General features: G+C 52.1%; 26 protein-coding genes. 4 read left to right on the top strand and 22 right to left on the bottom strand.

Annotated elements, in window-relative coordinates:
• Positions 1-80 precede the first annotated feature (80 nt).
• On the top strand, positions 81-1,607 hold the full coding sequence (locus WB371_RS19870) for an Ig-like domain-containing protein (RefSeq protein WP_336221767.1): 1,527 nt from the start codon (positions 81-83) through the stop codon (positions 1,605-1,607).
• A 781-nt stretch (positions 1,608-2,388) separates the two neighbouring features.
• Here WB371_RS19870 and WB371_RS19865 read toward each other — a convergent pair.
• Entirely contained in the window at positions 2,389-2,721 is a 333-nt protein-coding gene (locus WB371_RS19865) for a FaeA/PapI family transcriptional regulator (protein ID WP_336221766.1), read from the bottom strand.
• 166 nt (positions 2,722-2,887) lie between these two features.
• On the opposite strand from WB371_RS19865, the gene WB371_RS19860 reads away from it, so the two are divergent.
• The 3 genes from WB371_RS19860 (at position 2,888) to WB371_RS19850 (ending at position 5,300) form a co-directional block, all read left to right on the top strand.
• On the top strand, positions 2,888-3,616 hold the full coding sequence (locus tag WB371_RS19860) for a winged helix-turn-helix domain-containing protein (RefSeq protein ID WP_336221764.1): 729 nt from the start codon (positions 2,888-2,890) through the stop codon (positions 3,614-3,616).
• Positions 3,609-4,076, top strand: a complete 468-nt coding sequence (locus tag WB371_RS19855) for a FidL-like protein (protein WP_336221763.1) — start codon at positions 3,609-3,611, stop codon at positions 4,074-4,076. The genes WB371_RS19860 and WB371_RS19855 overlap by 8 nt, the downstream gene beginning before the upstream one ends.
• A gap of 102 nt (positions 4,077-4,178) precedes the next feature.
• Positions 4,179-5,300 (top strand): HD domain-containing protein, encoded by a 1,122-nt coding sequence (locus WB371_RS19850; protein WP_420704069.1) that lies wholly within the window; start codon positions 4,179-4,181, stop codon positions 5,298-5,300.
• A gap of 40 nt (positions 5,301-5,340) precedes the next feature.
• Here WB371_RS19850 and WB371_RS19845 read toward each other — a convergent pair whose 3' ends face one another.
• The 21 genes from WB371_RS19845 to WB371_RS19745 all read right to left on the bottom strand — a co-directional run bounded on the left by WB371_RS19845 (position 5,341) and on the right by WB371_RS19745 (position 25,939).
• Positions 5,341-6,078 (bottom strand): SDR family oxidoreductase, encoded by a 738-nt coding sequence (locus tag WB371_RS19845; RefSeq protein ID WP_336221761.1) that lies wholly within the window; start codon positions 6,076-6,078, stop codon positions 5,341-5,343.
• Between the two features lies 1 nt (position 6,079).
• Positions 6,080-6,331 carry an acyl carrier protein gene (locus tag WB371_RS19840; RefSeq protein ID WP_336221760.1) on the bottom strand — a complete coding sequence of 84 codons (252 nt, stop codon included), beginning with the start codon at positions 6,329-6,331 and terminating at the stop codon, positions 6,080-6,082.
• A 1-nt stretch (position 6,332) separates the two neighbouring features.
• Positions 6,333-7,121, bottom strand: a complete 789-nt coding sequence (locus WB371_RS19835; RefSeq protein WP_336221759.1) for a protein dehydratase — start codon at positions 7,119-7,121, stop codon at positions 6,333-6,335.
• Entirely contained in the window at positions 7,118-8,371 is a 1,254-nt protein-coding gene (locus WB371_RS19830; RefSeq protein ID WP_336221758.1) for a beta-ketoacyl-[acyl-carrier-protein] synthase family protein, read from the bottom strand. Before WB371_RS19830 ends, WB371_RS19835 begins: the two co-directional genes overlap by 4 nt.
• Entirely contained in the window at positions 8,358-9,737 is a 1,380-nt protein-coding gene (locus WB371_RS19825) for a TolC family protein (RefSeq protein WP_336221757.1), read from the bottom strand. The genes WB371_RS19830 and WB371_RS19825 overlap by 14 nt, the downstream gene beginning before the upstream one ends.
• Positions 9,734-11,665, bottom strand: a complete 1,932-nt coding sequence (locus WB371_RS19820) for an ABC transporter permease (protein WP_336221756.1) — start codon at positions 11,663-11,665, stop codon at positions 9,734-9,736. Before WB371_RS19820 ends, WB371_RS19825 begins: the two co-directional genes overlap by 4 nt.
• A 3-nt stretch (positions 11,666-11,668) precedes the next feature.
• A complete protein-coding gene (locus tag WB371_RS19815; RefSeq protein WP_420704068.1) occupies positions 11,669-12,820 on the bottom strand; it encodes an efflux RND transporter periplasmic adaptor subunit in 1,152 nt (383 codons plus the stop codon).
• The gene (locus WB371_RS19810) at positions 12,817-14,925 is read right to left on the bottom strand and encodes a peptidase domain-containing ABC transporter (protein WP_336221755.1); all 2,109 of its coding nucleotides are present in this window, start codon (positions 14,923-14,925) and stop codon (positions 12,817-12,819) included. Before WB371_RS19810 ends, WB371_RS19815 begins: the two co-directional genes overlap by 4 nt.
• 8 nt (positions 14,926-14,933) lie before the next feature.
• Positions 14,934-15,884 carry an ABC transporter gene (locus tag WB371_RS19805; RefSeq protein ID WP_336221754.1) on the bottom strand — a complete coding sequence of 317 codons (951 nt, stop codon included), beginning with the start codon at positions 15,882-15,884 and terminating at the stop codon, positions 14,934-14,936.
• A gap of 5 nt (positions 15,885-15,889) precedes the next feature.
• Positions 15,890-16,561 (bottom strand): DsbA family protein, encoded by a 672-nt coding sequence (locus tag WB371_RS19800; RefSeq protein WP_336221753.1) that lies wholly within the window; start codon positions 16,559-16,561, stop codon positions 15,890-15,892.
• Positions 16,562-16,621: 60 nt separating this feature from the next.
• Positions 16,622-16,822, bottom strand: a complete 201-nt coding sequence (locus WB371_RS19795) for a DUF4762 family protein (protein ID WP_336221752.1) — start codon at positions 16,820-16,822, stop codon at positions 16,622-16,624.
• A gap of 90 nt (positions 16,823-16,912) precedes the next feature.
• Positions 16,913-17,572 carry a DNA-binding response regulator gene (locus WB371_RS19790; protein WP_336221751.1) on the bottom strand — a complete coding sequence of 220 codons (660 nt, stop codon included), beginning with the start codon at positions 17,570-17,572 and terminating at the stop codon, positions 16,913-16,915.
• Between the two features lie 23 nt (positions 17,573-17,595).
• Complete coding sequence (locus tag WB371_RS19785; protein WP_336221750.1) at positions 17,596-18,144, bottom strand: fimbrial protein; 549 nt, start codon at positions 18,142-18,144, stop codon at positions 17,596-17,598.
• A gap of 10 nt (positions 18,145-18,154) precedes the next feature.
• Positions 18,155-19,210, bottom strand: a complete 1,056-nt coding sequence (locus WB371_RS19780; RefSeq protein WP_336221749.1) for a fimbrial protein — start codon at positions 19,208-19,210, stop codon at positions 18,155-18,157.
• A complete protein-coding gene (locus WB371_RS19775; RefSeq protein WP_336221748.1) occupies positions 19,210-19,833 on the bottom strand; it encodes a fimbrial protein in 624 nt (207 codons plus the stop codon). The genes WB371_RS19780 and WB371_RS19775 overlap by 1 nt, the downstream gene beginning before the upstream one ends.
• A gap of 18 nt (positions 19,834-19,851) precedes the next feature.
• Positions 19,852-20,595: a molecular chaperone gene (locus WB371_RS19770; RefSeq protein ID WP_420704067.1), complete on the bottom strand. Its 744-nt coding sequence runs from the start codon at positions 20,593-20,595 to the stop codon at positions 19,852-19,854.
• A 43-nt stretch (positions 20,596-20,638) separates the two neighbouring features.
• Complete coding sequence (locus WB371_RS19765) at positions 20,639-23,113, bottom strand: fimbria/pilus outer membrane usher protein (RefSeq protein WP_336221747.1); 2,475 nt, start codon at positions 23,111-23,113, stop codon at positions 20,639-20,641.
• Positions 23,114-23,174: 61 nt separating this feature from the next.
• The gene (locus WB371_RS19760) at positions 23,175-23,723 is read right to left on the bottom strand and encodes a fimbrial protein (RefSeq protein WP_336221746.1); all 549 of its coding nucleotides are present in this window, start codon (positions 23,721-23,723) and stop codon (positions 23,175-23,177) included.
• Between the two features lie 74 nt (positions 23,724-23,797).
• Complete coding sequence (locus tag WB371_RS19755; protein ID WP_336221745.1) at positions 23,798-24,328, bottom strand: fimbrial protein; 531 nt, start codon at positions 24,326-24,328, stop codon at positions 23,798-23,800.
• A 466-nt stretch (positions 24,329-24,794) separates the two neighbouring features.
• Positions 24,795-25,346, bottom strand: a complete 552-nt coding sequence (gene napF, locus WB371_RS19750) for a ferredoxin-type protein NapF (RefSeq protein ID WP_336221744.1) — start codon at positions 25,344-25,346, stop codon at positions 24,795-24,797.
• A complete protein-coding gene (locus WB371_RS19745) occupies positions 25,343-25,939 on the bottom strand; it encodes a molecular chaperone (RefSeq protein WP_336221743.1) in 597 nt (198 codons plus the stop codon). The genes napF and WB371_RS19745 overlap by 4 nt, the downstream gene beginning before the upstream one ends.
• Positions 25,940-25,972: the final 33 nt, after the last annotated feature.

The following is a 25,972-nucleotide window of genomic DNA, read 5'->3' as shown; positions in this document are numbered from 1 at the left end:
TCAGGTGCATATGTCACCCAGTCGTTGTCCTTTGTTGCGCCTTTTGGTGCTTCACTTTAAATGCAAATCAGGAAAATACTATGTCAAAGCAGAATATGGCTACCGGAAGCCTGATTTTTTACACCGGAAAGAACTACGCTGGCACTCCTGCTCAGGTTGTACACGGTAGTACTGGCCAACTGGCTTCACAGACTGGCGAATGGTATTACCAGTCCGTTGCCACTTCCGGGATGCATGCTTTTATCCAGAGCCAAGTAAACACCGCTGTCAGTAGTACCAGCTATCTTTCCCATGTGGAGGATATCATCAGCGCAAATATTTCCGATCTGAGTGCGCTCTATCCTTCCGTTCAGTACCCCATGCAGTATCTGGGCATTGACCCCGCGATTGTCGTTCCAGTCTGGCTGGAAATAGATGCCAACCAGACGGCACCGAATGCTGTAGCGGCGACTTCTCTGGTGGGGGCAAGTCATGAAAATATAACCTCTCTGGCCCTTCCTGGCCGTCAGGGAGTTCTCGGATTCGTTTCGCTGGACAATGGTAGTTCAGTGGTGGCTAATTGCCGCTATGGCGATTACTCCTCATCTGATGGAACTGTAAACTGGAACGGTAATGGTACGGTAACGCTGGAATACCTGAGCGGAGCAATCCAGATTGTCAGCACCGCCGGTTTCCCGGCTGACTGGCGTTTTGGGACACCACAGATACAGAGCGACGGAAGCTGGAAAGTAGACCTGAACGGCGGTTCTTCATCAACCAATGTCATCAGCGCGCTGACGTCAGACAAGGCCAGTATTGTTGACGATGGAACAGATACAGCCAGACTGACGGCAACGGTGATTAACAGCGTCAACAGTCAGCCCGTCAGTGGAGTAACGGTCAGTTGGACGACATCTTTAGGTAATCTAAGTGTTGCTTCATCAGTAACGGACAGTAATGGACAGGCGATGGTATTGTTAACGGACGCCGGACAACCAGGCACAGCCACAGTGATCGCAAGTATCAGTGGGGACAGCGAATCAGTGAATATCGGCGTCGGGGAAAATGCAGGATTTAAGATGTATTGTACGACCGGTGCGCCGACAACCGCTCTGCAGCCGAACGCTGTCAACCCGGTAGGATTGCATGGTACGCCAGGGCAATCCATTCGAGTAAGCGTATCAGGTTCAGCGGTGATTTATGGCGTCAATCCGGTAGTACTTGATCAATCCGGATACGGTCGGCTGGACATTGCTAATGCAATTGCAGAGCAAGTGACCGTCACTGCACAGACAGACGACGCTCAGGAAACTGGCGTGATGTATTTTGTTCCTGAGTACGCTTATCCAGTGTTTAGTTATGCCTATCAATTAACCCAAAATGCGCCGGCAGACGGAAAGACGCCGAATATGATCTATTGCCAGAGTACTCATGGTATTAGCGGTTGGTTATCATTAAGTGGTAATGCGAAATTCAAAAACGGTTCAAATAGTTACCAGTTTAATTCTGCCACTGATCTGGCCGTCGAGGTATATGACTATTACCCTGAGACAGTTATGTTACAGGATAGTACTGTTACAGTAGGAAATATCGCATTTGCACCTGTAGTGAACGCTACTTTAGATTAATTTATCATCACAAAGAGACACTCCAATAATAATAAAAACCCTGAAAGTTATTTTTAATAAGTAAGGGTTTATTGCTCTCTCTATAGAGAGGGAATCAAAAATTAAATTCCATACAAATAAGTAGTCACTATGAACTGTTCCTCGTTAATTATCACACCGCGATGTGAGTAATACCCTCATCACTCACGAGAGTGATATGGCTCTCGCATGCTTTCGTGAGTTTATCAATTGACCCCTTCCTTTTTTACATTGGGTTAATGCTCAATGATGACAAATATCAATCGTTACTCCATAGCAAGAACATATTTATGCTACAGGCAATGTAAAACGGGGATGATAGTGGGTAAATCCGGAAGGCGAAGATACGCGAACTGGCGTTCGATATTCCAGTGGTACGAAGGTCTGCAAATGACCGGTTGCGAGGAGTTATACGTAACGGACATACCAGTTCTTATAAAGAGAGTGAATAACAAAATGATTGCCCGTGGAAATCATAAATCATGATCATGCAATAAGACCATTTATTAGAAAAAGTAATACGCAGTGTAAAATTGTATCACACTGTTCTTGCTTCAGTGACGAAGCATGAATTATAACACTCTTCCTGGACCGAACTTAAACAACACAGACAGAAGGCAATAGCCAAAATGCCGGAGCATAAAATTTTTATTGGGAATTTTCCGAACATTCTGCGAGATAATAATTATCCTTTTTCATGTTTTTAGGTTTATCCAATTGATTTTACTAGCATTATTGCAAACAAAAATACTCCTTGTTAGAATCAAGAATTAATTTCTATGGATTCCTTTGACAAAAACCATTGATGGTGCTTTTGCATTTTATCTCGTATAACTTGACCATATTTTTCCAGCGGAAGAAGCAAGTGTCTAACTTTATAAATGGATATGCCACATAGATCGGCAAGTTCTCTGGTCGACAGGCCGTGCGTACTGTGATCTTTTAATAGATTGAGAATAAACACTTGCTCCGGAACCCTGATCATCGCCAGACCACTTATCCCCATTTCCGCCGCTAACAACTGCAGATTGTCATGAGGTAAGTTGTAGCCTGGGTGTACTGCATCCGGGTTGTATGAATACAGTGAGAATTTCATTGCAGACTCCTGGATTTCAAAAGTGGTCGTAGTATGAAATCCAGTGCGTCACCCAGCAACATTAACTTTAGATGAGTGTAAAAACAGTATTTTTATCTAACATTCACTTTCTTTTATCAAAAACAGTCTGTGTTAGAGAAAAGCAGGACTTAGGATGGAGATGAACATGAGGTTCGACATTGAGGGATTTATCACTTTTGATACCGAGGATGCGTCTCTCGTTAACCTACTGACCGGGGATTGTATTGAATTATCCCAGACCTCTACACGCCTGCTGGCGGAATTGCTCAATCATCGTGGCGATATCCTTTCGCGGAACGAAATCTTTCAGTCTGTGTTTGATAAATATGGCGCCAGGGCATCGAACAGTAATCTGAATCAATATATTTCCACATTGCGCAGAAACCTGAGCGATCTGGGCATACAGAAAGAAATTATTTCTACTGTTCCTCGTATCGGTTTCAAAATAGCGGAAGATGCCATTATCCATAACGATCGTGAGTATCGCCCCCCCTTTCTTGAAGAAAAAGAGGCTGAACCGACGCCCGATGCACCACACTCGTTCTTTTTTCAGCACGTTGCTCGTGCTATCGCTCTGGCGAGCGCCTTTATTCTGCTTCTAATAAAACCAGAGGTCTTCAAACCCGACGCAGATATACATAGGGTTGTTAAGGATCAATGTGTCATTTTTATGCCTCCATCGCTGTCATTGCTGGATGTAAAAAAAAGCTTTGATTTTACCCCCCTCAAATTCGACTGCTCACAGGCAAAGGAGTTGTACGTCTACAAAAAGCAGGTAAAAGGAACCCTGGGTAATATTATGCAATTGTTACTCATTGAGTGTGATAAGGGTAGCTGCGTAAGCTTTTCTTACCGAGAAAAGAATAATGCCTAAACAAGCCCTTTTTCTTTTGATCTGCATCGGATTGATGTTGGCTGGCGCGTTTTACTGTTTTGCCAGAACCCCCGCGTTCTCCTGCGAGTCGCAATTTTCTGTCGTCCAGAGCATCAACAACGATAACATTCATGCGGAAGGGGTAATTTTCGTCAACATGGTGGATGACAATCTTCTTATCAATATTGATGGTTTTCTCACCCATAACGATCAAAAATTTTTAATCTCGCGTACGCTTAAGCTAAAATATAAAGCATACAATGCTGATGAACATCTGTATAAAATAACAAATAGCAAAACCACGCGTGACAATACTGACAATGTTGATGATAAGATTTCTGATGATTTGTTATTTGGCAAAAATCTGGACGGAAAGATAATTTTCCTTAAAAAATTCAATAATAATGCAATACTATTTGGTAACCACGCATTCCCGCAGTATGGTTGCAAACAACATTAATTTGTGTGGTTTTCTTTAACAAAGCACAGCGTAAGTTAGATTTTCACTATCATGAATATAAACTTAATAGAATTACTGGTTTGCATCTCAAAAATAATAGATATGATCAACCCACGCCTTAATCTGCATCATGTCAGAACGGCATTCATTGCCTGGCATCTGGCGCGGGAGTCTCAGTTCACACCTGCGCAATGTCGGAAAACCCTGCTGGCGGCTTTGCTCCATGATATCGGTGGATTGAATGAAGAGTCGCGTCTTCTGCCTTTAAGCTATTACGATAATGAACTCAACAACCACGCCGCGGTCGGTGCAGAATTGCTGGCAAGCGTTCCTTTACTGAACCCATTAAGCCCTATTGTGCGTTATCATCATACTCATTGGGATAATGGTAAAGGCGCAATTGTTAATGGTGAAAAAGTTCCCAAAGAAAGTCATGTTATCTATCTGGCAGATCGTCTGGATGTTTTAATCGCCCTCTACCGCACCAGCGATATAACATCGGTAAAAGATGAAATTAGTAATATAATAGTTGGTGGGGAGCACCTTCTGTATAAACCAGAATATATCGATGCTTTCAGAAAAGTATCCAACGGCGAACATTTCTGGCAAAGCATTACATCCATAGAATTTGATAATTATATAAAAGAAATCCCCCGTATTCATAACGACTCCGTCTCTTTGCACAATTTTCGTGACATCGCCAGAATGTTGGCCTTTATTATTGATGGATTCAGCCAGCACGGCGTTCAGCACTCTCTGGTGGTTGGCCGCATCTCAGGATATCTCGCCAGAGAGATGGGCGTTGACCCGATACAATGCCTGAAAATTGAAATTGGTGGCTTGTTACATAACCTTCCGTCACTGGCGCGGTGCGTCGCACCGGCACATACCGGTGACAGCAATGCGGTCTGGAATGAACTCTATCCCATTGAAGCAATAAGAGATATTTCTGGCTGGTGTCAAATTCAAAAATCAGTTGCCGCCAAATCCACCTATCCGCCGGAGGTAACGATCCTGAAAGCCAGCATCTGGCTGGCATCGTTACTAAAGGGGGACACATTGTCATCAGAATTTAAAGCACGCGTCGGAGAAACCGCAGAAATCGCTCCGGAGCTGGCGGGCATTGTGCAACAACACAGTGCTGTATTACTGCAGATCTTTCAGGAATCCGTCAAAGAACGACGCGCCCTGGTACAACGTATTAACCAACTTAGCCTGTCGTAAACCGCGAGAAATCTCTTCTCGCGGTTGCTTTTATCAGGCATCAGGCAGATAAGCCACCGTCCAGTACCAGCGTCTGCCCGGTGAGATAACGACTTTCTTCCCCAACCAGAAACGCAACGGCCTGCGCAACATCCTGCATACTCCCCAGCCGACGTAAAGGAATATTCTGCCGCATCGCTTTCAAGCGGGCTTCAGGAATCGCCTGGACCATGTCACCGTCAATCAGGCCAGGCGCCAGGCAGTTCACCCGGATACCGAAACGCCCCACTTCCCGCGTGAGTGAAAGCGTCAAACCCATCATTGCTGCCTTACTGGCAGCATAGGCTGTCTGGCCGCTGTTCCCCTTAATCGCCGTCACGGACGACATAAATACCATCGATCCGCTCCCTTGCGTCATCATGGCTGGCAGCAAAATCCGGTTCCAGTTAACGACAGAAACCAGATTATTCCCCAGCACCTCCTGCCAGTCGCTGGCGCTCTGGTGAATATGCAGGGCGTCGTTGGTCATTCCGGCATTATGGACAATGGCGGCTGGCGCGCCAAACTCATCAAGCAGAGATGTCGCGACCTGCCCGACACGTTCCTCATCGCTACCATCGCAGCGAACCCCCTTCACCCAGGTCGATGAACACTGGCTTTGCGCAGCTTCCAGCGTGCTCACAATACCCGCCTCGCTCCGGCCGGTAAAAACGATGTTCCATTCTGGCAGCAGGTGGCTCACCAGCGCCTGTCCAATTCCCCGACTACCGCCAGTGATCAGCATCCATTTCCGGGTCATATTAACCTGCCATTTCCTGCGCAATACATTTGCTTAATTCACCCAGCGTCATGTGAGGATTTTTCATAAACATTTCAGGTTTTAGCGTCACGTTAAATTCACGTTTCGCCAGTACCATCAGTTCGACGTAATCGAGGCTGTCCAGCTCCAGTTCCGGCAGCGTCGTCTCAGGCGTCAATGCCTGGGGGGGCAGATCTTTCGCGTCACAGATCATTTCACTGATTTTTTCGTAGATGATTTCATGCTGGCTCATTTTATTTTCCTTTTGTCAGCGCGCCGATTTTGAGCGTCACGGCGTTACTAATGGAGTGGTGTTGAAAACAGGTTCGTGCCGCAATGCGTACCACCGCGCCACGGGTGAGATCGCCCACAACAAGCGCGGGCAATGTCTCGATGACAAGATTTTCTGGCAATAACTCTGCCTGCCACGGAGCCAGCAGATGGCTGTCGAAAATAACTTCCTGATGCGTTTGCACGACAGGGAATTGAGAAAAAAGTGCGTCAAGCGAACGGCATTGCGGCAACATGTCGGCAATAACAGGCTGGCGTAACAACGCGGAGTCCTGCAAAAGGTGGCGAAAAAGCAGCGCATCAAGAAAATGCCATTGTTGCGCATCGGGAAGCAGCGGTAGAAATAGCTGATGCAACGTTGCGATCGCCGACGTCTCAAGCATCTGCTGACTCTCTGCGTCGGCAGAATCAAAATGGGTCTCCGGCGTGAGCTGACAGGAAAGGCAGGTCTCTTCCGTGGACAGTTCACGCACCGAGGCCGCAACACGCGAACTCGTATTGCGCATCAGGCGGTAGGCGGTGTCCCGCCACAGCGGTCTGCGCAAACGTACCGTGCATTTCATAAATGGCGAGCGTTCGGTTGGCGGACTGATAAAACGTTTCACATCCAGCAATGTGCGCATGCCATGAACGCTAAGCCTGTTGCCGCCCTGCGCGGTCACCCACGCTTCGTCGAAATGCACCGGATTGTAATCCCCGGAAAACGCGGCCCAGCGCCGGGCATCCTGATGACTGTAATGCAGCGGCATCATGCGTGCTTCTCCAGAATCAGCGCCGCATTCGCCCCACCAAAACCAAAGCTCAGGTTCAGTGTGCGTCGGATCTGGCCGGCACGATGGCCTTCGACGATATAATCGAGATCGCAGCGTTCATCCGCCTGTTGGAAATTGGCCGTTGCGGGCATAATTCCGCTGGCGATGGCCTGTAAACAGACGATGCTCTCAAAGGAGCCTGCGGCGGAAATTAAGTGTCCGGAGTAGGATTTCGTGCTGGAAACGGGCACCGAGTACGCCGCCTCCCCCAGCGCCATTTTTAGCGACTGTGTTTCATTGATATCGTTAAGGGGTGTCGACGTCCCGTGCGCGTTGATGTAATCCAGTTGTTCGGGTTCCAGCTTCGCCTGCTGTAGCGCGCAGATAATGGTCTGCACGCGGGCAAGACAATCTTCCGCAGGCGAGGTGAAATCCCAGGCGTCAGAGAAATTGGCGTAGCCGGTAATTTCCCCCAGAATCGTTGCGCCACGCGCCAGCGCCCCCTCGCGCTCTTCCAGACACAACACCGCCGCCCCTTCCGACAGCACAAACCCGCTACGGTGGGCGCTGAACGGACAACTGGCGCGTTGCGGATCGGATGCCTCTTTGCTTAAAGCGCCCAGCACATCAATGTTCCAGACCGCGCAATGACTGGTGAGAGACTCCCCTGCACCAGCCAGCATCATCTGCGCGCGGCCACTGCGGATCGCTTCGTATGCATCGCCAATGGCGATCGTCCCTGTCGCGCAGGCGGCAATAACCGTGTTCTGATAGCCATTCAGTCCCCAGAACTGGCTACAGGCAGCGGTGGTCACACTCGGCATCGAGTAAAAACAGTTAAACGGAGAGGCTACACCTGTCGCCGCAAACTCACTTTGCGCATCATAGCTTTCGTCCAGTCCCGCCCAGCCCGTGCCCATGATCACGCCACAATCGAGCGGGTTATAAAACTCCTGCGGCGGCTTATCACCAAAAGCCATTGCCATCGCCTGACGCGCCGCGCCGAGCGTGAGCCGGGCGAAACGAGGCAGGCGACGTCGAATGGCGGCCGGCACCCCAGCCAGGCTCGGCTCGTTATCCACCAGCCCAAGAAAATGGGTTTTAATATTCACAGCGGTTTTATCAACGTAGCGATAACCCAGCCGGTAATCCATGATCGCCTGCCAGCTCTCGTTCGCTGTCGCGCCAAGGGGAGTTACGGCACCATACCCGGTAACGACGACCCGCTTAAACTCATTATTCAACTTCATGTTTCATCATCCTGTATTGCGTTTCGCCACCCCCTTGCGCCAGCCAGTGTTGCATCGTGGCGTAGAGATAGTCGTATTGGGTTTGTGCGAGGGAATTCTCCAGAGTCAACAGATCGTCCTGGGCATTCAGCAAGGTCTGAAAATCCACTGCGCCCGCGCGGTAGCGACTCTCCGTCAGGGTTAAACGGCGCTGGCTGAGGGCCAGTGACTGGTGAAGCCTGGCGCGCTGCTCCTCGGCGCTCATCCGGTTTTCCATGGCGTCATCCACTTCAGCAAGTGCTTTATAAGCGGTGGTGCGAAAGGCGATCGCCGCCTGTTTTATCGCTAAATCCGCCTGCTCAACGGTGAGCTGCCGGGTGTTCCACTGGATAAACGGCAACGCCAACGTGCTGCCAACCGAGCGGATCGGCTCGCTAAACCATTGGCTAAACACCTGGCTGCCGGCATTGAGCGACGCATCCAGAGAAAGCGCGGGATAAAACTGCAACCGGGCGGCATCAAAGCCTGCGAGCACCGCACGCAAGCGAGACTCCGCCGCCTGAATATCAGGTCGATGGGCAATCACCCGCAGCGGTGTTTTTTGCGCGAGGGGCACCTGCTGGTTCACATCCAGCGCGGGAGATTCATCGGCATGTTGCTCGGCCGGTCTGTTGAGTAATAGCGCCAGCGCATTGCGCGCGCTCTGGCGTTGTTGAACCAACATTCGCAGTTGGTTTTGTCGCTCCAGCAAAGCCTGCTGCGACTGCAGTACATCAAGCTGGCCGACCTTTCCGGCGTTAAACCACGACACCACCTGCTGTACGGTCTGTTCGGAGATCGCCAGACCGTCACGTTGATTTCGAATCTGCTGGTTATACAGCGCAATACGCCAGTAAAGCTGGGCCGTTGTGCCGATAGTGGAGAGTACCGTCGCATAATAATCCTGCTCGCTCGCCACAGCCTGCCACTCACTTTGCTCACGGGTGCGCGCCAGTTTTCCCCACAGATCCAGCTCCCAGGCAATCGCGATGCTGCTGCTGTAGTTTTCCTGTGATGGCGTCCCGCGACGCACATTTTTGCTGTTACTGGCGGAACCGCTGACCGTCACGTCTGGAGTCATATTGGTATTGGTCAACCCCGCGGTAACCCGAGCCTGCTGCAACGTGATGGCGGCGGCAGCAAGATCGTTATTGCTTTCCAGTACCTGCTCAATCACTCGCGACAGACGGGGATCGCCGAAACGCTGCCAGCCATATTCCGCCGCCTCGTCCGTCGCAGACGGCCACTGGGTGGGCAACGACAGCAGCGGGCGCTGGTAGTCGCTGCGGGTCAGTGGGCTACACCCTGCCAGCAAAAGAAGGACGAAGAGAAAAAGATGTCTTTTCATTCGCGAGCCAGCGCCTCTGTCGGGTTGAGGCGAGCCGCTCTGCGCGCCGGGAAATAGCCAAACGTCAGGCCAGTCAGGGCGGCAAATCCGCAGGCCATCAGCAACGGGAAAGCGGTAAACACCATCCTGAACGCATCGGTGGCGAAAGCGAAAAGTTGTCCGATGCCCCACGAACCTAGCACCCCAATCAAACCGCCAAGAGCGCAGATCATCACCGCTTCAATCAGAAACTGGTTCATGATGTCCGAGGGACGCGCGCCAACGGATAAGCGAATCCCAATCTCATGCGTCCGCTCCGTCACCGAAACCAGCATGATGTTCATCACCCCAACGCCGCCCACCAGCAAGGAGATCGCAGCAATCGCCGTGATCAGCAGCGACATCGAATCAGAGGTTTTCTGCAGGGCATTCGCCAGTTGGTCGTCAGTCTGAATGAAAAAATCTTTCTGTCCGTGTTCCCGCAGCAGATGACGCTCCACACGTTGCGCCGCCTCATGCGGTTCCAGCGGAGGTTGAAAACGCAGGATCAACGATTCCAGGGGCTTTTCCCCTGTGAGCCGCTGTTGCAATGCGGTATGCGGAACCCACGCCGCCATAAATCCCCCGACCACTTTTGGACCCGGCCGGGAGGCCACGCCGATCACCCGCCACGGCGCGCCGGCAATCTGCACGATCTCGCCAAGCGGGTTTTCACCGCCAGGGAATAGCGTGTCGCGCCCGGTTTCATCAAGGATCAGCACAGGTTCACCCTCCGCCACATCGCGCGCTGTAAAGCCATTTCCCTGCACAAAGCGCAGCCCTTGCAGGGCGAAAAAATCCTGCGATACGCCGGACAGCATCATTGAAGAGTCCAGCCCCTTGCGTACCGCGAGCGTAGTGCTGCTGATAACGGGCGAAACGCCCATGATCCACGGCTGCGCCTGTAAGCTGCGCACATCATCCATTGACAGGGCGCGCTCCATATCCGGACGCTTACTGCCCCAACCGGTTCCCGGACGGATCTCCAGCGTCGTATTACCCAGCTTGCCGATCTCACTCATGATCGCCTGACGTGCCCCTTCCCCTACCGCCATTGAGGAGACCACCGACGCAATGCCGATGATGATCCCTAACATGGAGAGAAACGCGCGCATCCGGTGTCCGAGCAACGAACGCCAGGCCATGCGGACCGATTCACGAAGACTACGCCCCAACGAAGCGCGTCCATTATCCTGCTCCGGCAATGCCATCGGGCGACGCGCGGTGATGTGCTGCACATCGCTGAGGATGCGGCCGTCGCTGATTTCAATGATTCGCTGCGCCTGTCGGGCGACGTCACGATCGTGGGTAACGATGATGACCGTGTGCCCTGCCGCATGCAGTTGATGCAGGACATCCATCAGCGCTTTGCCGCTGACGCTGTCCAGCGCGCCGGTCGGTTCATCCGCAAGGATGATATGCGCGCCGTTGATCAAGGCCCGGCAAATACTCACGCGCTGCTGTTGACCGCCCGAAAGCTGTGACGGGCGGTGCTGCAACCGGTTTTCCAGCCCAAGCTGGCGTGCAAGACGCTGCATACGCGTTTTACGTTCCTGCTCCGACATGGCGGTGTATAGCGCAGGAATGGCAATATTCTCTTCCGCAGTCAGATAGGGCATCAGGTGATAGCGCTGGAAAATGAACCCCAGATAGCGACTGCGCAGATCGGCAAGGTGCAAAGCGTCGGCGTTATGCACCGGCGTACCATCAATCAACACTTCTCCCGAAGAAGGCTTATCCAGACAACCGATGATGTTCATCAGCGTTGATTTCCCCGAGCCGGAGGCCCCCACAATCGCCACCATTTCACCGCGTTGAATGGTCAGGGAGATATCGCTCAATACCGCCAGCGTTTGTGTCCCCGCGCTAAATGCCCGGCAGACCCGCCGTAAAACGATAATCGGTTCCATCCGTTATCCCCGCACCATGTCCTGTGCCAACACGACGCGATCGCCCGCCTTCAGGCCGTCCAGTACTTCAGCGTACTGGCGATCGTTAATCCCAATGCGGATCGTGCGGGACTGTGTTTTCCCGTTCTCAATGAGGGTTATCTTGTAGCGTTCGGTATCCAGCGCTTGTCCGAGTGCGGCGACCGGAACACGCAGCACATTTTTGGCTTCGGCAATCTGAATAAATACCTGCGCCGTCATCGACGTTTTGAGTTCACGCTCCACGTTAGGCACTTCAAAGGTGCCGGTGTAGTAAACCGCCGTCGCCTGTTGATTACCGCCCATGCTTTTTTCACTGGATGCCTCCAGCGCGTCCTGCGGCGCGGGTTGCACAAACCCCATGGTGCTGGTGTAGCGTTTATTCGGATTGGCAATGACATAGAAATGCAGCGGTTGACCGGGGCGGATTTTTTGCACGTCCGCCTCAGAGATACGGGTTTGTACCTGCATAGTATCGAGATTCGCCAGCACCAGAATGGTGGGGGCCATTTGGGAAGAGACGATGGTCTGCCCTTCGCGAGTCACAATGCCCAGCACCTCGCCGTCGATAGGGGCAACAATGCGGGTATAGCTCAGGTTGGCCTGCGCGGCTTTTACCGCCATTTCGGCCTGCACAATCTGTGCGTCACTCACTTCAATCTGTTGCACCTGCGCATCGTACTGCGCCTGGGCCTGTTCGAATTCGCTGCGCACGCCGGAGCCGTCGTGCAACATCATGCGCTGGCGGTTCAGCTCCTGGCGATAACGGAGCAGTGTCGCCTGCGCCGACAGTTTTTGCGCTTTGGCGCTGGCCAGTTGCGCGCGCGTATTATTCAGATCCGACTCCTGCAGCGTCGGGTCAATCTCCGCCAGTAGTTGCCCTTTCCGGACCTTCTCGCCCTGGCTAACATACAATTTACGCAACTGTCCGTTGACCTGCGCGCCGACGTTCACCTGCACCGCCGGTTTCAGGACACCCGTCACCAGTACGACTTTTTCGATGTCGCCAGTACCGATGGTCTCCAGCGGTAAATCAGCCTGTGGCGAAGGCGAAGCCATTATCACCCACGCGCCAGTGACCAGGGCGGCGAGGACCAGAAAACCGCCTGCCATGCGCCAACGCAATTTCTGCGTCATACGCTGACCTCCAGCGGGCTGAGCGTGCCCTCAACCAGTTGATAAACCCGCTGGAACCGCGACAGTACCTGGTCACTGTGGGTAACCACAATCAGCGACTTGCCGTTTTCCTGGCAATGCGCATGAATGGCCGCCATCACGATTGCCGCAGTGTCGTCGTCAAGATTGGCGGTCGGCTCGTCGAGCAGCAGCACCGGACGCGAACTGTAGAGCGCGCGAGCCAGCAGCAAACGCTGGCGCTGGCCAAGCGAAAGCGCCGCATGGCTTTCACGTATTAGGGCATCAATTCCCCCCGGCAAACCACGCACCACATCGCCCAGCGCGAGGGAATCCAGTAACGCCTCAATCCGTGCGCGATCGCGTTCACGGTAGTGCGCGTCAAACAAAGTAATGTTTTCGCGCACCGAGGTATTAAACAAAATGTCCTCCTGGCTTTGCAGGCAGACAAATTGCGCCAGGTGCTGCGCGTGAAGTTCCGTGTCGGCGGCATAACAGCCCCCCGCCTGCGGTAAGAACAACCCGGCAATCAGCCGCAATAAGGTACTTTTCCCTGCACCGGATTCACCAACAATCGCAATCTGCTCACCCGCGGCCAGCGACAACGAGACGGACGACAACACGGGCTTCACCGGATCGTAGCCGTAGCAGACCCCTTCAAACGTCAGATCCGGCACCGTATCAGCAGGCGGTAGCACCGCCAGCGATGCGGCTGCCGCCTCTTCATCGGGAGCAAATAGCGCATGGGCCCGGGTGTCGATCACGTTCAACTGCGATTTCTGAATAATGGCGTAGAAGATACGCGTGACGTAGGAGGTGAAGATTTGCCGCAGGAAGCTATAGGCAAAAAAATCGCCCAGTGAGATAAGCTTGCCATGGACCATCGGCAGAACGACCAGCATAAAGACCACCATTTCCAGGCTTCCGGTAAGCTGATACAGCCCCTCTTTTACCTGCTGATAGACTTTCTGGCGTTGCATACACGAAAACAGATCGCGACTGAATGTGGCAAACTGTCCTTGTCGTTGACCTTCCAGCCCGGCGGTTTTTACCGTCAAAATACCCTGAAGGGTCTCCATGAAGAAATCGTTCAACGTGGCGCTTTTCAACTGTAATTGTTGAGTGAACCAGCGATCGCGGATCACCGCCCAGATGCTGATGCCCCCCATTACGGTGACGCCAACGGCAGAGATCGCCGCCAGTACAGGGGCGATCCAGAACATAATCCCCAGCGCGATCGCACAGATCACCCAGTCGGATCGCAGACCGTTATCCAGCTCAATCTTTTGCAGCAAGCCCATCTGCCAGGCCGTAAAACGGCTGAAAATTTCACCCGGCGCGCGTTTTTCAAAAAAACGCAGCGGGTTATGAAGCAGGCGGGAAAATCCCACGCCGCTGTGAATCAACACAAAACGCTTAATAAAACGCTCGCTAATCACCCGTACGCCCAGCGCTATCAGGGACGACGCCACAAACGCCAGGATAAACCAGCCATACGGAAAGTCGCTGTTTTCCACGCTGGAGAAGGCCTGATTGATGGCGTTACTCACCATTGTTGGCATCAGAAACAGCGTGAGTGACACAAGGAAGGTCAACAGCATCAGCCGATAAATACCCGGTACTGCCGCCGTCTCCTGCATACTCATCATCTGCGGCGCACTCTGTGTTTTCGTCGCTAACGGTAAGTCTGGATCGGCTTCCAGAGCCTGCTCAGGTTCAACGATCAGCGCATAACCGCTGATCTCCTGCTTAAGCGCGGCAACTGGCAGCCATTGCTCGCCAATCGCCGGATTCATCACGCACACGTGGTTGCCTTTGCGCCAGGCCAGTAAAACATAGTGACTCGCGCCATAGTGCAAAATGGCGGGTAGCGGCAGATCGTTCAGTTCATGGTGATCAAACAGCACCGGCGTTGTCGCAATGCCCATTCGCGCCAGAATGGTCATTAACGTGTCCAGCGACGTGCCGTGATCGGAGGCCGGAAAAATCTCGCGCAGAGTGTCCAGAGAGACGCTCTGTCCCTGCGTTTGTGCCAGCATCGCGACACACGCCAGGCCGCACTCGTTAGTCTCTTCCTGAAAGATCAGATTCGGGATCGTGGTTTTCATTTTTATCATTAGTGGTTAATAAAGAAGAGCGAATGGCTGTGCCACAGGAGCCACTCCTGTGGGTGCGCCCGCAGTGTGGATTCAATAATGTCAGGTAGCGCGGTGGCGACGTTTTTGCTGCTCACCGGCGGGTGAATATGGATGCACAGCCCCCCGTCGTAGCTGAGGTGATAAAACACCACCTGCGCGCCAATCACCCCGGAAAGGCGAACCACACCATTGTGCAACTTCGCGCTGCGACCGAATAAACGACAGGACAGTTTTGCCGCCAGCGCCCCTTCCGCCTGCAGGGTATAGTCAGGTGAGATATCGGGAAAAATAATCATGTTCTGCTGCCCGACAGCGACATCGGTGATGAGTCCCATCAGGCTATTCGCCAGCGTTTTGCTCTCCTGATGAATGGAGCAGTAAGAGAGCGCAATGCCGCCAAGCGCACGGGTGTGGGCGTTATAAAGCTCCGCGCTGGAGGAGACCACCACGCTGGCGTTGCCGGGCGTGACGCAGGCACCGACCATCGCGGCCAGCACGTCCGAGACGGTATGTAGCGGCGCCAGGATGTAAGGCACTTTCTGTTGATGCAGCGGCGCGACCACCGCGTCCAGTTGTGCCGCACAGGCACGGATTTGCCAGAGCAGCGTCGGATTTTGCCCCCAGGTGGCGGCCTCTTCCAGCAGACGACGACGCATGGCAACCCAGGTCGCGTTCAACCGCCCTTTCTGTCCCGTCAGGCAACGATAGTTTTCATTTGCCACCGCCTGTTGTAAGCGAAACGATCGCCCCAGCAGCCGCATTGTGCAGAGCCCTTTCGTTACCAGCAACAGCAGAGAAAGTGGCACATAGCGCACGATTTTCCGCAGGAGTGACCCTCTTACCTGCGAAAGTAAACGCTTCACGTCAGCGAACCATTCCACGCTGTTTTTAAAACTAAACACGCTCCAGATAATAAAAAACCTGACCACTGGACTTATTTATCCTCTTTCAGCAATTGCAGCATGCGCTGCGCAAATTGAGGAAATTCGCTGTCCTGAGCGACAACATAACGTTTATTAATAATAAACACCGGCGTGGCGTTAATATTATAATGCGCCGTAATTGCCGCCATTTCGCTAAGGCGATCTTTTACTGCATCGCTCTGGCGTAATGTATTAAATTTAGTGACATCGATATTATTTTTTATCAGCCATTTTTTCAGCACATTATCATCGGTCAGATCAATATTTCGCGTAATGATGGCATTATAGGCGCTGTCGCGAACATTCTTTTCAATGCCCATCTCTTCCAGGGTGGCAAAAATCGGCGCATAAGCGGCAAGGCCATTATTTTCGCTGGTAATATGAACAGAGGTGAATGTAATGCCCGGCGGCAGGCTTTGAGAAAACTCAGCAAGATTTTCTTCGTTTGCAGCGCAATAATGACACGCGTAAGACATCACTTCGATAATACTGTGATCTTCCTTTATCGGGCTATTCGCTACTTGTTCAGCGCTGACTTCACGGAAAGCCTGGGTTTTTGAATCATCTGCGGCAAAGGTATTAAAGACAAAAATATGGTAACAAAGCACCGTCATCAGCGAAGAGATAACGATCAGGAACAATGAATAGCTAATAATGGTTATGCGTTTAAACTTAGTCGCCATAGTATTCTCACAGGGAAAAAGAAAAACCTGGAGGTGCGGACACCTCCAGGCCAGGGCCGATTAATAGCGGTTCGGGATCCCACCACATTGGCTGAAATCAGCATTTCTCATCGTGGTTGTGGTCCCGTATTTGTCAGTACAGGTCGTCACCTCTTTACAGGAGGTTACGCCACCAACGGTGACTTTCTGATACGAGATTACGCAGGTTTTACAAGTTCCACCTACAACGTTAGCAGCGTCGACAGCAGTCAGTTTTTTCATTTCTGTTTTCCTTACTTAGGTTTGAATGAGGTGCAATCATTTGCACCAATAGATCGGCGAACACATTCACCGAAAACACTTCCCGCGGGTTCAGGGCATAATTCTTCTGAACACCGCGAATAATGCAATATTGTTTTTGATATTGAGTCTTTTCATTAAATTGCGTTTGATATAACTCAGGCGGCGGATGTCAACATTCACCTCCCCGGAAATTTGCGACAACGATTTCCCTTTGAATATTTCTTCCATTAGCCACCACTCATGACCAGAAATCGTATAATCCGATTCCCGGTTACAGAGTTTTCGCCGCGTATAGTTCACCAGCGAGGTGCTAAAGCGACCGCCCTTGCGTCGTTGCGCCAATAAATCCTGAAAAAAAAAGGTAATATCCTCAATGTTTTCTTTTTTCAATAACCAGTGTGCCGTAGGCAATAATGAATAAAACGCAAAAAACAGCGGCATGTTGTGCTCGTTTAATAAAATAACCAGATTTTTATTTTCATGCTCATAGAAATCCTTCATTAACTGCATCGCATGAAACCGCTCCTGAGGCAGGCTGTCCAAATCACAGAGTATCCACCGACAACAACCGTCATTAACGCGGGTTTGTAGCTGTGTAATAAGCTGCGCATAATCATCTGTTAAGGAATATAAAAATTCCGTTTTCTCCGCCAATAAACCACTAATGACCGTTTTAATACCTTGCGAAAAAAAATAATCTTTACCGTAAAGGAAACACTGATACATCATGCCTCAATTTCCTGTTGATGCCGCTACTGATAGTTCAATGTGTAATTTGCGGTGGCGGTAAATGGCCCGGTGCTTATGGTTCCGTTTGCTAATGCCTGCGGTTCTGCTTCCACAAATGCCTGGAAATTAAGTTGCAAAACGGTGTCGTTGACAGGCGTGGGCGTGGTCGCCACGTTCAGCCGCACAGGCGTATTATCCGCCTCCAACAGACCAACCCCTACTCCACCCGCATTGCCCGGTGTAGTAGGTTTGATGGCCAGTCGGTCCGGCAGATTGCCGTTGGCCTCTCCACTAAACGTTACCGTCACGGTGCTAAAGACGCCCGGCGTACAATCCTGCAATGTGATGGTGAACGGAACTGGCGTCGTTTTCCCATTGATATACATGGATTTTGTCGATATTTTGCCAAAATCGACCGGTACCTGCTCTGACTCTGGCGCAATGCTGCACGGGTAAGCTATCACCATGCCTTTAAAGCTGAGATCGCCGCCAATCAGCTCTCCCTGTGCCCAGGATGGTGACACAGCGAAAATCGTCAGCAAACAGGCGAGGATAACCGTCATACGATGCATAATTCCCTCCTTACTGGAATTCAGCCACAACCGTTGCCGAGGCGTGGAATTCACCTTCCGGGATCATCGAAGTGACGCTTTTTGCCACCGGCGCGGCAGTCAGGTTCCAGTCGCCTTCGTTATTGGCAAATCCCGGCACGGTATAGAACGTGTTTGGCACCACAGGGCTACCGTGGGTATCACGTAGCGCGATGCCCAGCTCTGAACGGTCAGTTGTGCCCTGAGTACTCAGGTACTTACCGTCGACAAATGCCGGATTCGCCTGCTGGATCCCCAGTTTGATATTGAGCTCGCCCTGGGCAAAACTGCCGCCTTCGCACTTCACATGAATCGGTACGTTTTGGCTGTAGTTAACGCCGTTCAGTTGGCTCCCCGTTCCTGGAATATTGCCAAAGTCGACAACGATGGGCGTTCCCCGGTTGACGATACATTTATCCGGTACGGTGATGATGCCTGAGGCGATGGTGATCCGTGACAGCGGCGTCTGCCCCATTGCGCCAGGCCCGAGACGACCGTAGAGTTTGGCGATTTCAGACCCCTGTAAGTTCACCCCATTGATGATGGGTTTGGTGATCATAAAGGTCACCTTTCCTTTTGCACCGGAAGTAAACTGGTTGTCCAGCACCGTACTGGGCGGGTTACAGTTGTTCTGATTGACTTTGTTGGAGACGTTATCGAACGGCACGGTTACGTACTGTTGCAGTGCGCCGCCGATGTAGATCTCAATTTTGACATCCATGTAATCGTTGAGCTTAAGGTAACCCGGCGATGTACCTGACTGAGTTAACGTCGCCTGAGACATGTAGTAAACCGGCTGGTTTATCATCGGTTGCGAGCAGTACGCACGCCCCTGAAACATTCCGTCCAGATTGAATTCATCCGCTATCGTGGCGCCTGCCACGTTGTTGGTAATATCTTTATTAGCAATATTAATCAGATAATCGTAGGTGCCATTGACCGGCTCAATTTCACCGTCAACCACGGACCACGCGACACCCGGCTGTCCGAGTAAACACAGCGCCAACAGGACGGGCGATTGACGGCGTAACAGGTCTGACAGTTTCATTACAGATACTCCATCTTCAGGCGAACCAGACTGCTAAAACTCCCGGCGCTCACGTGCGGCCCCGTCGACTCCAGTGCGGCCATAAAATTGAGCTCGCTGTCACCAGGGTTGATAAGCCAGGGGGCGTGAGTCTGGCCGACATCCAGCGCGTTCCCGCTTTTATCGAGCAGACGTATCCCCGCCCCTTGAGTCGTTCCCGTGATGCGTAACAGTTGGGTGTTATTGATGTCGGATTCGCCGACAAACGTCAGTTGTACCGCTTGTTCCCCGGTACTGTAACCGCGCCAGTCATTGCCGGTGGTACGAGAGGCCAGGCTGCTCCGTGACTGAGACGCCCCTTTCAGGCAATCCTTCAGATACAGTTTGAAACGCACCGGTTGGCTGCGATCGCCGGCCTGGTGAAAGCGTCGGGCGCTGATCTCACCCATTTCAACGTCCTGAATACGCCCTTGCGTCATCAGGACGCAGGGAGAGGCAAACACCGAACCGTGAAACCGGACAATGCCGCTATCTTCACCGACATTTTCCTGAGCGAGATGTTGTGGCTGCACCGGTACATTCGCCCCACACTGAAACGTCATACCCATCACCAGCAGGGCAATATAAGGAAAAGGATTTTGCATTGTCAGGTTCCTTCCTGGTTAACCCTGCTGGGCAGGTGGTAATGCTTTACAGGTGTTGCCATCGCAACGATATTTCAGTTCCGGGTGTCCGCCATAATCGTTCACATACATCATGGAAAACTGGCTGACATTTGAGTTCGTTACCGCAAACTGCTGGCTCGACTTCGGCGCGATCATGATCCCAGGAAAACGGGTAATCTTCTGCCCTGCGCCTTCCGACAGCCCAAGGATCGTGACGTAGTAAGGCGTCGGATTCTCCACGGTCATCTGGCTACCGTTTTTATGGAACACTACCTGGTCCTGCCAGACTTCACCCTTCGTCTTCGGGATCACGGCTGCCGGGCGGTAAAACAGCTTGATGCGTGACTGCATCGCCAGTTGCAACGTGTTCGGTTTATCCGGCTTCGGCGGGATCTCCCTGACGTTGAGGTAGAACAGACTCTCTCTGTCCTGTGGCAGCTTTTCGATACCGGCCGTTTTGGTGACGCGCGCAATTCCTTTCTGGCCCCCGTTGATCCGCTGTAACGGCGGTAACACAAGCAGTGGCGACGTGATCTTGTTGCCTTTTTCATCCTCCACCCAGGACTGCGCGAGGAAAGGAATATCCGGGCTGGTGTTGGACAGGTTGGCACTCGAAGAAGCCTCTTTCTCCGTAATAATGACGCGGGTCCGATCCAAAGAGACCCCTGCCTGCGCGTAGCCGCCAGCCATACTCAGCACCCACGCCGCCATCAGATATCCGCTATGTGTTTTCTTGCTCATTTTTGGCCTTTTATTACAGTGAGATAACTCGTTCTTTCGGCAATTAACGGCACGGCAGAAGCATGTCCGAACGGCCGTCGTTTGCGTCTGGCGGTATGGTGATCTTGCATTGCTGTTTCCCGCCCCACATCACATTCAGTACTTCGTCGTCATTAACGCCCGCCAGCCAGGCTTTCCCGTCTTCCAGCACCATCGCGACGCTCACACCATCGGTGTTGTAAACTTCCGCGCCAAAGGGCGGGAAGCTGTTATCCGCGAGGCGCAGCGTGCCCATCATCTTCATCCCCTTCGCCATGCCGAAGGCCTGATAGCCAATGGCTCCTTCCGTCAGGGTGGTGGTGCTAATGGCTTTTGATGGTTCGATATCACTGTCCATCGCATCGACATCAACACGGGTATCAAAGCTGTTGTAGCTCACCACATCAGGCACCACGGCGATGCCGAAGCTGTTTGTCCGTGACTTCTCGCCGTTGAGTGGAACGCCGCCAATACCATTGGTATCGACCATGACGCGCGCCGTGTTCATTGTGGCGCCGCTGTTATGCATCGCTGCACCGTGTCGGGTCGCGGTGAAGCCGCCACGCAGGGTCGTACTCAGCGACATATACTCGTTTTGCTGGTAGCTGGCGTTAGTATTGATTTCCGCCAGTTGCGTACGACGCTGGTAATAGCCATCCATGCTGGCGTTACCGCTCTGGCTGGCGCCTGCGCGAATTCGCCACAAATTGTTGTAATCGCTGTTGTCGGTGTAAGACGCCATCGGGCTGGTTTTGCCGTTATTGGTCTGAACATCCAGTCCCGCCCATTTGTTGTCGCCAACGGGTACTGACACCGAGAAAGAGATCGAATCGTCTTTGCTCCCTTCGTAATCAGTACGATAGGCGGAGAGGTTAGCGGTAATACCGCTTATATTGCCGATGCGGAACGAACGTCCTACCGACAGGCCATACCGGTCCTGACTACGCTGGTCCCAGTAGTTCTGGTGCGTCCAGGTCAGAAATACGGTGGTCGCCTTGCTCGGGTCATCTGCCCAGAACGTTTTATTACCGGTGATGGTGTAAAGCTGTTTCTCGCGCCCGATATGGTCATATCCCTGATAACGCTCATCGAGGTATTGCGCCATAGAGCGGAAGTCTTCCTCCGTGAAACGGTATCCCGCGAAGGTAATTGCGCTGCTGTACTCATCGAAGGTTTTGGCGTAGCTCAGCTTGTACGAGGTTCCCTTCAGGCGATCGCCTTCAGGCGTGCGGCTCCACGATTCCGTGGCATCGAAGGAAATGGCGCCTAACGCACTGAGATCGCGGCCGATACCTACAGAGGTCGCGGTATATTCTTCACCCGATGACTGCAAGCCGCCGTAAAGCGACCATGCGTTACTCACCCCCCATGAGAAGTCGCCGGAGAGGAACGTGGGGCCTTGCAGCTTATGGTTATAAAGGGACGGCGTCCCCCCTGAGATGTTATACCGGACATAGCCCGGACGCGTGAGATACGGAATATTGGCGGTGTTGACCTGGAAACTGGAAACCGAGCCATCCTGCTCTTCGACGCGAACATCGAGCGTACCACGCACGGAACTGCGTAAATCCTGAATGTTGAACGGTCCCGCGGGCACGGTGGTTTCATAGATAACGCGCCCACTCTGGCTGACGGTCACTTTGGCGTTCGTGCGGGCAATACCGTGGATCTCAGGAGCATACCCCTGCAATGCCGGAGGCAACATTCGCTCATCGCTGGCGATATTGATCCCGGTAAAGCGCACGGTATCGAAAACCTGCGAGTTCAGATAGATCTCACCCAACGTCATTTTCGCCGCCATCATCGGCAACGGTCGGTAGGCGTAGATCTGATTCCAGTCGAAATCAAACTGGTGGTCCTGGCTATAGTAGCTGGTCTGATATTCACCGCGCAGACGCCAGCCGCCAATGTTCGCGCCCGCCTGGCCGTAACCCGAAAGCGAACTGTAGTTATCGTGATTGTCAAACTGGCGGGTAAGCTGTCCGTTAAGACTGTAGTCAAAAATCAGCCCCGGAATCCCTGCATCCCAGCGTTCAGGCGGCGTCCAACTGGGATCGTTGTACTTCATCCACGCCTGCGGCACGGAGATTTCAAGCACACCGGCGTAGTTACTTAACTTCGTTCCTGGCAGACTTTGCAATGCGTAGCAGTTCTCATAGAGTTGAGTGACCTTTGCACGCGCGTCTTCTTTCAACGCCAGTTTGTCCAGCAGATCCCCGCTGATACACGGCAATGTGCGCTTACCTTCAGGAGCTTCGATATAACGAATTTTCTCCTGATCGACCTGCTGACCATTAACCCGGATATCCAGCAAATAATCGCCAGGCGTGACATAGTTGTCCGTCGCGAAACGCGAAAGATCAATACGGGTACGATCCGAAGCGTCCAAAACATCGGTATTAAACTCAACGCTCTTATCTGCACTGTTTGTTGCTGAATAACAGCAATTCATCACCAGAAAAGCAATTATCGTTAGATTAGTTTTTAATTTTACCGACATAATCCCCGTCTCGCATATCATCCGTTAAAAACGTACTGCGTTCCGCCACGTTATTATTTTATTAGTTATAATCCATGAAGAATTGCACAACGGCTGTAAACTCGCCTGCTTTAATATATTTTTCCACCGGCACCAGCGAAGCGGAAAATTTTAAAACATTGTTGGTGCCGCTCAGTTCATATTCTGGAGATGGCTGGCCCAACGTTAATATTTCACCCTGACTATCGCGCAGACGAATGCCAAATCCATCCGCCTTGCCGCTGACCAATAATGTGGTAGGGTCTGATGCTGCCGCATTGCCAATAAACGTGATGGAAGCATAGGGATAAAGCGCTCCATCATTACCCCGAGTCACCACTGAACATCCCGTCAAGCGAACCAGCAGTGGTCGCGTAATACTGCTTTCATCATTATGATGAATCAGGCTGGCGGAAACCTCGCCAAACTCAACTTCAATATCCCGACTGTTCGGATCAAGACCGCATGCCGATTCGATCAGCTCTCCACTCATCGCTAATTTTCCTGGCGTGACGGTAACTCCCCAAACAGAGGCTGACCCCACCAGAGCACACAAATAAAGCGATTGTAAGAACACAGTGCTTATTTTCATTTTGTCCCTCCCTGGTACGATCCCTGCCTGAATAAAGTGCGGGAGAACCTCCCGCACTCAGAACGTCTGTCGGATTACTGGTAAGCAATCTCAAAGTTAACGGTTGACTGGAAGGTACCCGCAGATACCGTCGCGGTTGCGCTTTCAGCTTTCAAATAGGCTACAAACGGGATGGTGTTGGTGCCGTTAACCAGTTGTACAGGCGTTGTCGCCGTACCCCAGACTACTTCCTGGCTTGCGCTGTCACGCAGGCCGATACCCGCGCCAGATGCGGTGCCAGAGGTGAAAGCAGCCAGAGATGTATCCGTTGGGTTAATGCTGGTTGGGGAGTAAGTCACTACCGCGGTTTTTGCTACGGTGGTGTCACAATCCTGCAGTTCGATGTTCTTTTGTACGTTTCCAGCGCGCGCGCCGTTAGCCAGTGCAGAAACAGGAATCTGACCAAATTCTACGGAAACCGGGCTTGAATTGGGTGCCAGACCACAGGCGGTATTCACCAGTTCACCCTGGAATTCAATTTTACCGTTTGTCGTGTCAGCTAAAACAGACATAGAGCCCAGAGCAGCGGTGAAAGCAACAGCCATAGCAACTTTATTCATTTTCATAACAATATCCTGTTTGTACCAATATCCTAAGAAATAAAGAGTCGTTACGTCGCGATCTTATTTCGCACTGTTGTAATCAACTCTTGGTTTTGTTCCGGAATGTCCTGACAATAATTAACACTGTAATGATTCAATACTAATTACTGCCCTCCTGTGAACTGCTGCGCATGCTACCAAATGCAAATTTCGCTACAAAGCATTACATTTACTATGGAATATATACGCATTATTAACTCGCAAAGATTCGAAACATGGAATTAAATCTCGCGAGACATTATGATTAATCTTAAAAACGAGAGGGTTTTGGAGAGAAAGATAGTCTGGGAAGCAGTTAAGATATTAAGATATTTCACAAAATACCAGAAATAAAATATTCATTTTGTAAATGAATGGGAATTCTGTCTGAAACGTATTCGATATATTGTTCTGCCAGAAAAGAAGTGAGCCTATTCCCGGAATAGCCGCCTCACATCGCCCGCTGGAGCGACTTCAAACTGATAGCATCAACAGCGCACTGTACCCGGCATTCGCCGCAGCCGTTACAGCGTTCGCTGTCCAGTTGGGGAAGCCCCTTCTCATCCACGGTGCAGGCCTGTTGAGGGCAAGCCTCAATACACTGATTACACGGGCGTATCGGGTTAACACAGACATTGCTGAACGCCGGGCGCAGCCCGGTATCAAAGCGCAACGGCGGCTGCAACGCGTGGGTAGAACAGGCGGCGATACACAGGCCGCAGCCGTCGCAACTGGCATATTCAATTTCCAGTTGCGGGTAGCCGTCCGCATGCCGGTTCAGGATCCCCATCGGGCAGGCCTGAATGCATTGGTCGCATCGTGTACATTGCGCGACAAACTGCGCATCGGGCAGCGCGCCGGGCGGCAGGGGGTGTGTCAGGCGGGCAGAAGGGACGTCCGGCGCGGTGTGTTTTGCCGCACTGACGAACGCGCGGAACAGCCCGCGCCGACTGACGTGACGGTGCGTCATCAGCGCCTGATAATATTTCTCTGACTTGTTCATCCGAAGTACAGCCGTTTTACGGCAGGTTGCAGCGCCCGTTGCTGCTGTACTTCCTGCAAATAGTACGTCGTCACCACGGCAAGTCGGGCATAGAACGGGCTCACCTCACAGGCCTGCAACCGGTCAAGATAGCGATATCCCCAGGGCAACAAATGCTCTGCAAAAAGCGTATTAACCGCGTCGTCTTTTCCTGCATCCAGCAGGGCGCTACTGGCTAAAAGCATCAATCCAAATTGATCTTCCGGTTCGTTATGACGCGAGTCGAACGCCATGCCCTGTGACTGCAAAAACGCCCGGTACGCCGCCGTGGTGTCGCCCATTAGCAGGTTATCACGCTCCAGCCAGACGGAACCCCAGGGCGGCGCGGGCATTTCGCCCTGCCCTTCAAACAGCACAGAGAATTGCCACGCCAGTTCGTTCTCATCCGGTAACGGCCAGTCCTCACACAGTGCGGCAACCTGCGCCGGATCGCGCCACGGATAGAGCTCCGACAACGTGGGCAGGCAGGTGAAAAGCGCTTTTACCTCCGGCCGTTGGGGAGAGTAATAAAACAGTGCGCCGAGGATCCTCGGTAATATCGCTTCGGGGGACATCTCTGACTCCTCCTGAAAACAGAGCGGCCGAAG

The sequence above is a fragment of the Citrobacter amalonaticus genome, from assembly GCF_037053465.1.
Taxonomy (GTDB): Bacteria; Pseudomonadota; Gammaproteobacteria; order Enterobacterales; family Enterobacteriaceae; genus Citrobacter_A; species Citrobacter_A amalonaticus_H.
This window is presented reverse-complemented; position numbering and strand designations above follow the sequence as displayed.

Bases quoted from the DNA above. Each gene is read 5' to 3' on its own strand.
- WB371_RS19775 (WP_336221748.1), bottom strand. From the start codon at position 19,833: ATGCAAAATCCTTTTCCTTATATTGCCCTGCTGGTGATGGGTATGACG.
- WB371_RS19810 (WP_336221755.1), bottom strand. From the start codon at position 14,925: ATGAAAACCACGATCCCGAATCTGATCTTTCAGGAAGAGACTAACGAG.
- WB371_RS19770 (WP_420704067.1), bottom strand. From the start codon at position 20,595: ATGAGCAAGAAAACACATAGCGGATATCTGATGGCGGCGTGGGTGCTG.
- WB371_RS19835 (WP_336221759.1), bottom strand. From the start codon at position 7,121: ATGATGCCGCTGCATTACAGTCATCAGGATGCCCGGCGCTGGGCCGCG.
- WB371_RS19860 (WP_336221764.1), top strand. From the start codon at position 2,888: ATGAGGTTCGACATTGAGGGATTTATCACTTTTGATACCGAGGATGCG.
- WB371_RS19745 (WP_336221743.1), bottom strand. From the start codon at position 25,939: ATGTCCCCCGAAGCGATATTACCGAGGATCCTCGGCGCACTGTTTTAT.
- WB371_RS19820 (WP_336221756.1), bottom strand. From the start codon at position 11,665: ATGGAACCGATTATCGTTTTACGGCGGGTCTGCCGGGCATTTAGCGCG.
- WB371_RS19845 (WP_336221761.1), bottom strand. From the start codon at position 6,078: ATGACCCGGAAATGGATGCTGATCACTGGCGGTAGTCGGGGAATTGGA.
- WB371_RS19785 (WP_336221750.1), bottom strand. From the start codon at position 18,144: ATGCATCGTATGACGGTTATCCTCGCCTGTTTGCTGACGATTTTCGCT.
- WB371_RS19795 (WP_336221752.1), bottom strand. From the start codon at position 16,822: ATGAAAAAACTGACTGCTGTCGACGCTGCTAACGTTGTAGGTGGAACT.
- WB371_RS19830 (WP_336221758.1), bottom strand. From the start codon at position 8,371: ATGAAGTTGAATAATGAGTTTAAGCGGGTCGTCGTTACCGGGTATGGT.
- WB371_RS19800 (WP_336221753.1), bottom strand. From the start codon at position 16,561: ATGGCGACTAAGTTTAAACGCATAACCATTATTAGCTATTCATTGTTC.
- WB371_RS19780 (WP_336221749.1), bottom strand. From the start codon at position 19,210: ATGAAACTGTCAGACCTGTTACGCCGTCAATCGCCCGTCCTGTTGGCG.
- WB371_RS19855 (WP_336221763.1), top strand. From the start codon at position 3,609: ATGCCTAAACAAGCCCTTTTTCTTTTGATCTGCATCGGATTGATGTTG.
- WB371_RS19755 (WP_336221745.1), bottom strand. From the start codon at position 24,328: ATGAAAATGAATAAAGTTGCTATGGCTGTTGCTTTCACCGCTGCTCTG.
- WB371_RS19790 (WP_336221751.1), bottom strand. From the start codon at position 17,572: ATGATGTATCAGTGTTTCCTTTACGGTAAAGATTATTTTTTTTCGCAA.
- WB371_RS19865 (WP_336221766.1), bottom strand. From the start codon at position 2,721: ATGAAATTCTCACTGTATTCATACAACCCGGATGCAGTACACCCAGGC.
- WB371_RS19760 (WP_336221746.1), bottom strand. From the start codon at position 23,723: ATGAAAATAAGCACTGTGTTCTTACAATCGCTTTATTTGTGTGCTCTG.
- WB371_RS19765 (WP_336221747.1), bottom strand. From the start codon at position 23,113: ATGTCGGTAAAATTAAAAACTAATCTAACGATAATTGCTTTTCTGGTG.
- WB371_RS19870 (WP_336221767.1), top strand. From the start codon at position 81: ATGTCAAAGCAGAATATGGCTACCGGAAGCCTGATTTTTTACACCGGA.
- WB371_RS19825 (WP_336221757.1), bottom strand. From the start codon at position 9,737: ATGAAAAGACATCTTTTTCTCTTCGTCCTTCTTTTGCTGGCAGGGTGT.
- WB371_RS19850 (WP_420704069.1), top strand. From the start codon at position 4,179: ATGATCAACCCACGCCTTAATCTGCATCATGTCAGAACGGCATTCATT.
- WB371_RS19815 (WP_420704068.1), bottom strand. From the start codon at position 12,820: ATGACGCAGAAATTGCGTTGGCGCATGGCAGGCGGTTTTCTGGTCCTC.
- WB371_RS19840 (WP_336221760.1), bottom strand. From the start codon at position 6,331: ATGAGCCAGCATGAAATCATCTACGAAAAAATCAGTGAAATGATCTGT.
- napF (WP_336221744.1), bottom strand. From the start codon at position 25,346: ATGAACAAGTCAGAGAAATATTATCAGGCGCTGATGACGCACCGTCAC.